At 39.1% G+C, this 9,015-nt stretch carries 8 protein-coding genes and 1 rRNA gene; 2 read left to right on the top strand and 7 right to left on the bottom strand.

All coding sequences use genetic code 11. The features are described from left to right. The first annotated feature begins 134 nt into the window (after positions 1 to 134). Positions 135 to 2,039, top strand: coding sequence for an ABC-F family ATP-binding cassette domain-containing protein (locus tag ACFSX4_RS14045; RefSeq protein ID WP_377775916.1), 1,905 nt, complete (start codon positions 135 to 137; stop codon positions 2,037 to 2,039). A gap of 311 nt (positions 2,040 to 2,350) precedes the next feature. On the opposite strand, the gene ACFSX4_RS14050 is transcribed toward ACFSX4_RS14045, so the two are convergent. Further along, on the bottom strand, positions 2,351 to 2,953 hold the full coding sequence (locus tag ACFSX4_RS14050) for a TetR/AcrR family transcriptional regulator (protein ID WP_377775917.1): 603 nt from the start codon (positions 2,951 to 2,953) through the stop codon (positions 2,351 to 2,353). A 162-nt stretch (positions 2,954 to 3,115) separates the two neighbouring features. Here ACFSX4_RS14050 and ACFSX4_RS14055 point away from each other — a divergent pair, with 162 nt between their 5' ends. Further along, the gene (locus ACFSX4_RS14055) at positions 3,116 to 4,564 is read left to right on the top strand and encodes a YhgE/Pip domain-containing protein (RefSeq protein ID WP_377775918.1); all 1,449 of its coding nucleotides are present in this window, start codon (positions 3,116 to 3,118) and stop codon (positions 4,562 to 4,564) included. Positions 4,565 to 4,608: 44 nt separating this feature from the next. Here the strand turns inward: ACFSX4_RS14055 and abc-f are convergent, their stop codons facing one another. The 6 genes from abc-f to rrf form a co-directional block, all read right to left on the bottom strand. Further along, a complete protein-coding gene (abc-f, locus tag ACFSX4_RS14060; RefSeq protein WP_377775919.1) occupies positions 4,609 to 6,063 on the bottom strand; it encodes a ribosomal protection-like ABC-F family protein in 1,455 nt (484 codons plus the stop codon). Positions 6,064 to 6,297: 234 nt separating this feature from the next. Beyond that, on the bottom strand, positions 6,298 to 7,329 hold the full coding sequence (gene tsaD / locus ACFSX4_RS14065; RefSeq protein ID WP_377775920.1) for a tRNA (adenosine(37)-N6)-threonylcarbamoyltransferase complex transferase subunit TsaD: 1,032 nt from the start codon (positions 7,327 to 7,329) through the stop codon (positions 6,298 to 6,300). Then, a complete protein-coding gene (gene rimI / locus ACFSX4_RS14070) occupies positions 7,322 to 7,747 on the bottom strand; it encodes a ribosomal protein S18-alanine N-acetyltransferase (protein WP_377775933.1) in 426 nt (141 codons plus the stop codon). The genes tsaD and rimI overlap by 8 nt, the downstream gene beginning before the upstream one ends. 11 nt (positions 7,748 to 7,758) lie before the next feature. Further along, positions 7,759 to 8,403 carry a tRNA (adenosine(37)-N6)-threonylcarbamoyltransferase complex dimerization subunit type 1 TsaB gene (gene tsaB, locus ACFSX4_RS14075; protein ID WP_377775921.1) on the bottom strand — a complete coding sequence of 215 codons (645 nt, stop codon included), beginning with the start codon at positions 8,401 to 8,403 and terminating at the stop codon, positions 7,759 to 7,761. After that, the gene (gene tsaE / locus ACFSX4_RS14080) at positions 8,384 to 8,845 is read right to left on the bottom strand and encodes a tRNA (adenosine(37)-N6)-threonylcarbamoyltransferase complex ATPase subunit type 1 TsaE (protein ID WP_377775922.1); all 462 of its coding nucleotides are present in this window, start codon (positions 8,843 to 8,845) and stop codon (positions 8,384 to 8,386) included. Before tsaE ends, tsaB begins: the two co-directional genes overlap by 20 nt. A 68-nt stretch (positions 8,846 to 8,913) precedes the next feature. Then, positions 8,914 to 9,015, bottom strand: a 5S ribosomal RNA gene (gene rrf / locus ACFSX4_RS14085); the annotation flags it as partial.

Raw genomic sequence — 9,015 nt, forward strand, 5'->3', positions numbered from 1 at the left:
CAACTACACCTACCTGATATACTAGTCATTTAATTATAGCACAGTCATAATTTTTTAGTATACATTATAGGTATATAATTTCATCGTTTTTTTGTCTGTATTGTTGTAAACTTGAAGAAAGTGAGGGAATAATAATGATTGTAATGCAGTTATCAAATTTGAAAAAATCTTTTGTGACAGACTTGATATTCAATAACGTCACACTCGAAATTAAATCAGGGGAAACCATTGGTATCGTTGGGAAAAACGGTGCCGGTAAATCTACACTGATGAAAATTATAGCACAGGAACTCAGCTATGATGAAGGTACAATCAGCATGCCGAAAGATGTCTCTGTCGGATACTTGACCCAGCAGATGACACTCGAGTCTGAACAGACTGTCTATGATGAAATGATGAAGCCGTTTAAAAATATATTACAGATAAAAGAAGATATGGACCTTGAGACACAGTGGCTCAGCGAACATGAATATACGCACAGTGATTATGAGGCGCATATTGATAAGTTTGAAAAACTTCAAAATACTTTTGAAAATCAGAACGGCTATCATATTGAAACTGAAATAAAATCCGTCATTACCGGACTTAATTTTGAACCGGATGATTTAAAGAGACATGTCAGTGAATTTTCAGGCGGCCAAAAAACACGCCTTGCTCTCGGGCAGCTTCTTTTAAGCCGGCCGAATCTGCTGCTGCTGGATGAGCCGACCAACCACCTGGACATGGAAACTGTAGAGTGGCTGGAAGGTTACTTAAGGCAGTTCCAAGGTGCTGTCGTTATCATCAGTCATGACCGCTTCTTCCTTGATAAAACAGTGGATAAAATCTATGAACTCGAACTCAACCGGGGCACACTCTACCATACGAACTACACTAAATATATGGCAGAAAAAGAAAAACGGCACCGTCTGCTGATGAAACAATACGAAGAGCAGCAGAAAGAAATCAGTAAGCTCGAGACTTTTGTAGAAAAAAATATCGCCCGGGCCTCGACCAGCAATATGGCCAAAAGCCGCCGGAAAAAATTAGAATCAATGGACCGTATCCAGGCACCGAGACAGGATTACCGGAATGCAGATTTCAGCTTCAATATCATGCGGGAAAGCGGCAATGATGTCTTAAAAGTAAAGGATATATCCATCGGATACGATACACCTTTAAATGCCCACATTAATTTTTATGTTGATAAGGGTGACCGTATGGCCGTTTTAGGGCCGAACGGAATCGGTAAGTCCACCCTTGTCAAAACGATTGCCCGGAAACTTGAGACACTCGGCGGCACCATTCAATACGGCACCCACGTCTCAATCGGCTATTATGACCAGAAACAGGCCGAATTCACATCGAACAATAATGTTCTGAATGAGCTTTGGAATGAATACCCTCATATGAATGAAAGTGATGTCCGAAAAATTCTGGGCCGCTTTTTATTCACCCAGGATGAAGTCATGAAAAGTGTTAATGACTTAAGCGGTGGTGAGAAGGCGCGTATTCAGCTTGCTAAGCTGATGCTTGAGAAAAACAATCTTCTCATCCTGGACGAACCGACCAACCACCTTGATATTGACAGTAAAGAAGTACTGGAAGAAGCTTTGGAAGCTTTCCCGGGTACTATTCTGTTTGTATCGCACGACCGTTACTTCATCAACCGGATGGCTACTCGTGTACTTGAGATGGAACATAATAATATCACTGTCATCAATGGGGATTATGAGTATTTCCTGCACAAAAAAGAAGAACTTGAGATCACACAAATTCGTGAAGAGGAAGTTCCAGCAGAAAAAAACACCGATTACATGGATCAGAAAAAGAAGCGGAATGAAATCGGGCGTATTAAAAAACGGATTACAGCCCTTGAAAGCAGTATTTCGAGTTATGAACAGGACATCGAGAACATAGAACAACAGCTGCTTCAACCTGAAGTGTATAATGATTTTGTTAAATCAGATACTTTAAATACTGAACTGATTGACAAAAACCAGAAACTTGAGCATGCGCTTGAAGAGTGGGAACAGCTCGGGAATGAACTGAATGATTAAATCGTCTGTTTTAAGCAGACGATTTTTCTTTGTGTTCGGTGTAAAAGAAAACTTTCTAAAAAATGAAATACACACATATTTATCCACAGGTTATATTGTGGATTCTCAGTACCTGTTGTTACTTTTCCACAAAATCCACAAGAAATAATACTGTTTCCCACAAAGTTACCCACACTCATCCGTCACTTATCCATAATCATTCCACTTTTTATCAACAGGTTATCCACAGATTGTGGATAAAACGAATGTTCCGTCTTGACAGCTGTCGAGACTTGTAATCAAAAACCTAAAAGAACGCCCGTTCCACCCCTCTACTCTTCTGAAATACCCGCAGCATAAAACGGACCTTTAACAGATATAATTTCCAGTATCTGTGCAAGTTCCTCCCATGACTCACGCCTTTGATTCTCAAGCCATCTCTTCATTAATGAAATATGTGCACCTGTAATATAGGCAATTAAATAATCAATGTCGACTTTCACTTTCTCGGGATTGAGTATCTGTGATACTTTATCACGATAATATGCTGACATGTATTCCTGAATTTTCTGTTCAAATCCTTTCACTCCGGGATTATTAAACAGAGCAATAATTCTTTCACTGTTAACATCAACATATTCAAAAGTCTTAATGGCAATATCCTTTGCCATCTTTCTGGTCAATTTTTGATGTTCATCAATATTCTCCATCAAGTTTTTTGAAAGGCCAGACAACAGCTCTGTTTCATAGGCATTCAAAAGTTCATATTTATCCTGAAAATGCATGTAAAAAGTACCTCGGTTAATCATCGCCCGTTCTGTAATATCCTTAACACTGATATCATCAAAACTTTTTTCTTTTATTAATGAGGTAAATGCACCATCAAGTGCCATTCTCGTTTTTATCTTTCTCAAGTCATCTTTTCTATTTTCCATAGTGTAATTCCTCCTTTTAACAGACAATTATAAAGTTTGCGTCGTATAATAGACGAGATGCGTTTTATTGTCTATTGATTTTTTACAATTTCGAAATAAAATAATAGACAGTGTGTTCATTAACTGTTATTATAGCTTTATTTTAAAAGAGAGGGAAATAAAATGTTTAATGATTTTAAAGTATTATTTAAAAATCCTCTGCTGTTAATATCCGTATTTATCACAGCAGCGGTACCCGTAATTTATACAGCAATATTCCTTGGGTCCATGTGGGATCCATACAGTAATATGGATGAGATGGAGATTGCCGTAGTCAATGAAGATACTGGTTCTGAATTAGACGGTGAAAGTATTAACGTCGGGGAGGATGTTATCTCAAACCTTGAAGATAATAACGACTTCGACTGGCAGGTCATGGATTATGACAAAGCACAGCAGCATCTTGAAGACGGTGAAGCGTTCGGCGTAGTGGTCATTCCTGAAAGCACTTCTGAATCTGCAGGAAAAATGCTTGAGGACGGCGGTGCACCGATTGATATCGATCTTTATACAAACCCCGGTTTCAACTATATGGGAAGTGTCATCGGCGGTCAGGCCGGTAATGGTGTATCCGATGAAATTTCAACGTCAATCACTGAATTGTACACAAAAGCTTTAGTATCATCATTAAGTGATGTGCATGATTCAAATGAAGAACTTATTGACGGTCTGAACACGATGCAGGACAGTACTTCAGACTTAATTGATGCAAATACAGAACTTCAAAGCGGACTCGATGCTGCAGGTGCTGCACTCGGCGAGGAAGGCGAAGCGCTCGCTTCAGGCAATAATCAGATTACAGACGGTCTTGAAGCACTTCAGGACGGCCAGGGAGAGATGAGCAGTCAGGTTTCAGAAGGTAATGAAGCATTGAACGATTTTTCATTAACAGACAGCAATGCTGAACTCATTGCCGACCCGGTTAATATCAACGAACACGAAATTGTCGACATCAACAACTACGGTCAAAACTTTGCACCGTTTATTGCAGCTGTCAGCTTATTCCTAGGTGCCGTAGCATATTCTGTCATCTATCCGGTCAACCGTAAAACAGAATTCTATCCAAACTTCTTCAGTATGTTTGCCAGTAAGTCTCTGTTGATGATTTTCCATGGTGCTTTAGCCGGCACACTGCTTTATCTTGTGATTCATTTTGGTTTTAATATGGAAATTCAGAATGAGCCGAGATTCTATTTGATGGTCTGTCTGTGGTCAATTGCATCAGTACTCTTTGTTGTTTTACTAGTTAATGTTTTAGGGAACGTCGGAAAATTCATTGCCATCGTATTATTAATTCTGCAGCTTTCATCAAGTGCAGGGACATTCCCTATCGATACTGCAGGTGCTTTTTATCAAAATATTCACCCGTATCTTCCGATGAGCTATGTCATTACTGCTCTGAGAGAAGCCATTTTCAATTTTGAAGCAGTCATGTCATACAATGATGCATTAATCTATATGGGTGTGATTATCTTCGGTTCACTGTTGATGATGCTTCTTGTATCATTCCTGAAATTTAAATTACCTGCTTTTGATGAAATATCAAATAAGCTCGGTGAATCTGAAAGTTAATAGATATATTTTAAGGGAGAGTGACTCGGTCACCCTCCCTTTTTTTAATGTTTAATCAATGTCTGATTGATGATTTCATATATTTCATCTGCTGTTCTTTCCACAAAATATTTATCATGGGAAGTGAATATTACTGTACCTTGATATGCTCCGATAAACGCCTCCAGCGCCTGAATCGTTTTTAAGTCAATGAAGTTCGTCGGTTCATCAAGTATGATGACATTGGACCGCTTCACAAACAGCAGTGCCAGTGATACTCTTGTTGCTTCTCCCCCGCTCAGTACATTGACGGGTTTCATCACTTCATCATTGGAAAATCCTAATTTAACAAGCATACTTCTGACTAAAGGCTCAGTAAAATCCGTATGCCGCATTAAATATCTCACAATAGAATCATTACTGTTCATTTTATATGACATCTGTTCATACACTTCGATTCTCACTTTCGGCGAGATAGTGAACGCTCGATTCTGTTCTATAATTTCCTGAAGCAGTGATGATTTACCTGTACCATTTCCTCCTGTGACAGCAATCTTTTTTGAAAGCGGAAACTGAAAACTGACTGAATCAAGCAGTACTTTATCTCCTCTTTTCAAAGTGAAATCCTGAGCCATAACGGGGAAATTATTGTGCAGCTCTACTAATTTTGATATTGGAAAAATCAGCTCCCGCTCTGTTTTCGGCTGTTTAACTTCCTCCATCTGACTGATTCTTTTCTCTATATGTTTTGCTTTTTTATAGACCTGTTTCTGCACTGTTTCTTTTGATTTTGTACCCTCAAGACGGGAGGGCCGGATATCATCACGTGATCTCTTATCCACATGATTCATTTTTTCCGCCTTCCGCAGCTGTTTCTCTTCCGCTGCTTCAAGACGCTTCTTTTCATTCATATACTGTTCATACTGACGTTCCTGTTCGAGCTGTTCAATTTGTTTTTGACTTTCATAGTCATCATAACTGCCATGGTATTCCCGAATACTCCCGTCATCAATTTCCCATATCTTTGTCGCCAGACTGTTGATGAAATGCCGGTCATGACTGACGAATATTAAAGTACCGTAATAATACTCAAGCTCTTTAATGAGCAGTTTTATGCCTTCAGTATCAATGTGTGTTGTCGGCTCATCTAAAAGAAGACCGAGCCGATAGTCGGATAATATTTTTACCAGTCTGAACTTTGTTTCTTCACCGCCGCTTAACTGCTCGTTATCCGGTACATTCATCCGGCTTAAGAGTTCAAAATCAAGCGTATTATCCACACTTTGATCGAGTTCACCAATCTGCGGGAGATAATTAAAGTCTGTATGTCTTTCTATACAGGCTTCATACTCAGGATGTTCACCTGCTATCACTTTTAACAGTGTTGATTTTCCCTTACCGTTGTCACCGACTATCGCAATTCTATCATTGGTATACGCGGACAATTCATCTACTTTAAATAAGTCTTTGTTTCCGAAGCTGAGATCTAAATTCTTAATTTTTATTGATTGTTCATTCATATGATTTGCACTCCTTAATGTCTGTGCAAACAATCTCCGGGCATAAAAAAGAGACAGTCCTGTACTGTCTCCCTGAATGTCTTTCATTTTAAGGTATGAAAATGGACACACTTATCCCGTAGAATAATCGTTTGAACAAGACTTTTGAATAATATTTAATTATGATTCAAAAGTTCTGTTCCAAATTCTCGGCATGTTGGCCATTTTCAAAACCTCCTTAGTTTAATACATGTATTATAACACCGTCGTGCTGTACGTTTCAATATCGATAAAACTGCGTCCGTTTAAATCAAGACCTGTAAAATATTCCTTCAGATACAATTGATACGCTGCCGCACCAATCATCGCTGCATTATCAGTACAGTACTTTAAAGCAGGAATATGGAGTTTCACTTCTTGTTTACTGCAGAGTGATTCAAATCTGTTTCTAAGGCCGCTGTTTGCAGCGACACCTCCTGCAACAATTAAATGCTCCACACCATATTCCCGAACTGCCTTCATAGCCTTATCCGTAATGACATCTACAACACTGTTTTGGAAAGCGCAGGCAACATTCTCAGGCTTAACTTCCAGTCCCTTCTGACTGTAATTATGGTGTGTATTGATTACTGCTGATTTCAATCCGCTGAAGCTGAAATCATACGAACCTTTCTCCAGATATGCTCTCGGAAAATTAAATTCATCTGTGCCTTCACTACTGAGACGGTCAATATGAGGACCTCCGGGATAAGGCAGTCCAATTACTCTTGCTACTTTATCATAGGCTTCTCCAACAGCGTCATCTCTCGTCTCTCCAATGACTTCAAACTCTAAATGGCTTTTCATTAATAACAGTTCAGTGTGGCCTCCTGATACAACGAGCGCAATTAACGGGAAATTCATCTGTTCTTCAAGCTCGGATGCATATATATGCCCTGCAATATGATGCACTGGGATCAGCGGAAGATCATGTGCAAAACTGAATGCTTTGGCCGCATTAATTCCGACGAGAAGTGCACCGATGAGACCGGGACCTTCTGTTACAGCCACTGCATCCAGCTCATCCGGGCTAATTTCAGCCTTCTGTAGAGCCTCTTCAATCACCAATGTAATTGACTCAACATGATGCCTCGATGCCACTTCGGGAACGACACCACCGAATCGTTTATGGCTGTCGATTTGACTAACCACAACATTTGATAAAATCTCTTTCCCATTTTTTATAATGCTGCATGCAGTCTCATCACAGCTGGTTTCTATACTTAATATTTTAATATCTTTAGTCATTTAACTTCACCCACATTACATGTGCATCCTTTCCAGGACCATAATAATTTTTACGGATACCACCATAGCTGAATCCCAGTTTTTCGTAAAGGTTTTTAGCCGCTGTATTCTCTACATTCACTTCGAGGGAAAGTATATCCGTTGATTCTGTACAGTATTCCTTAATATGACTCAGTAAGTACTCTCCGAATCCCCGACCGCGTAAATCAGTCCTGACAGCAATAGTAGTTATCTGACTCTGCTCAAGAATCATCCATAGGCCGCAGTAACCAATAATGATATTATTTTGTTCCATTACAAAGTAATGTGCAAAATTATTAACGACAAGTTCACGCATAAAGGATTCTTTTTTCCAGGAAGTTGAAGGGAAAGATGCCGTCTCGATTTCATGAACCGTATCGATATCTTCTGCAGTCATCTCCCGGATGATTATTGATTCTTTTCTATCCAATTTCTTTCCGCCTCCGATATTCTTAAATACTCCGGAACCATCTGATGAGGATTTTCTTTTCTCAATGAATCTGTGAATTTCTCTGTTTCCGAGATTCTCGGAATAACATGAGTAAATCCTGTAATTTCTTCTGTGAATTTCTCTGTTGTGTCACCAATATATTCTGTATGATCTAGTTGGGAAATTAAATCTTTATATGCAGTATACTGCGGTGGAATCTTCTCCTCGAATGAAGTTCCCGAAAAAGTATAGGAAGCTGCAAATACATTTCCCCGCCTCGCATCAAATATAGGTGTGACAGAACCTGCTTTCTTATTTGATGCTGCCAGAACAAACAGTGAAGAGACTGAGTATAATTCTGTATTCAGACTGTAAGCAAGTGTTTTAGCGACTGTTACACCAATTCTTACACCTGTATATGACCCCGGTCCCCTTGCGACAATAATTCTATCCACATCACTTTTTTTAATATCTGCATATTTAAACAGCTGATCAATGTAACTCATCAAAGTCTCTGAATGTGTTTTCTTTATATTTACATTAATTTCTGCTAAAGGCATATTATCTTTATTAATTGCAATGGACAATGGTTTATTGGATGTATCAATCAATAGTGAAATCATTTAAAGCCTCCATCAGATAATCAAAACCACCATGATTATCTATATAAAATAATCGTTCACCGTTCTCAACTTTAATCGTTATTTCTAAAAATTGATCCGGCAGGAATTCTTCTATAAAATCCGGCCATTCAATGATAGAAATATCATCATTATTAAAATATTCGTCAAATCCAAGGTCTTCCTCACTATATTCCAAGCGGTAGCAGTCCATATGATGGAACGTATAACCATCAAGCGGATAACTTTTAATAATATTAAATGTCGGCGAAGTAATACGTCTTGAGACTCCGAGAGCTCTGCCAAAAAACTGTGAGAATGTTGTTTTTCCCGCCCCTAAGCCGCCTTTTAATGTAATGACCGTTCCTCCGGAAACTTTTTCAGCCATTACTTCCGCAAATTTTTCAGTTTCTTCTAATGTATTTAATTTTATTTTTAATGTCATGTCAATCACCCGGCACTTCATTCTATTTCTATTATACAAAAAAAGAGACCCTCTTGGGTCTCTTAATTGCCTGGCAGCGCCCTACTCTTGCGGGACGTCAGTCCAACTACCATCGGCGCAGGAGAGCTTAACGGCTGTGTTCGGCATGGGAACAGGTGTGGCCTCTCCGC

The sequence above is a fragment of the Corticicoccus populi genome (genome assembly GCF_042686195.1).
Classification (GTDB): domain Bacteria; phylum Bacillota; class Bacilli; order Staphylococcales; family Salinicoccaceae; genus Corticicoccus; species Corticicoccus populi.

Coding starts and splice junctions, on each gene's coding strand:
- tsaD (WP_377775920.1), bottom strand. CDS start 7,329: ATGACTAAAGATATTAAAATATTAAGTATAGAAACCAGCTGTGATGAG.
- tsaE (WP_377775922.1), bottom strand. CDS start 8,845: ATGACATTAAAAATAAAATTAAATACATTAGAAGAAACTGAAAAATTT.
- ACFSX4_RS14050 (WP_377775917.1), bottom strand. CDS start 2,953: ATGGAAAATAGAAAAGATGACTTGAGAAAGATAAAAACGAGAATGGCA.
- ACFSX4_RS14055 (WP_377775918.1), top strand. CDS start 3,116: ATGTTTAATGATTTTAAAGTATTATTTAAAAATCCTCTGCTGTTAATA.
- rimI (WP_377775933.1), bottom strand. CDS start 7,747: ATGACTGCAGAAGATATCGATACGGTTCATGAAATCGAGACGGCATCT.
- ACFSX4_RS14045 (WP_377775916.1), top strand. CDS start 135: ATGATTGTAATGCAGTTATCAAATTTGAAAAAATCTTTTGTGACAGAC.
- tsaB (WP_377775921.1), bottom strand. CDS start 8,403: ATGATTTCACTATTGATTGATACATCCAATAAACCATTGTCCATTGCA.
- abc-f (WP_377775919.1), bottom strand. CDS start 6,063: ATGAATGAACAATCAATAAAAATTAAGAATTTAGATCTCAGCTTCGGA.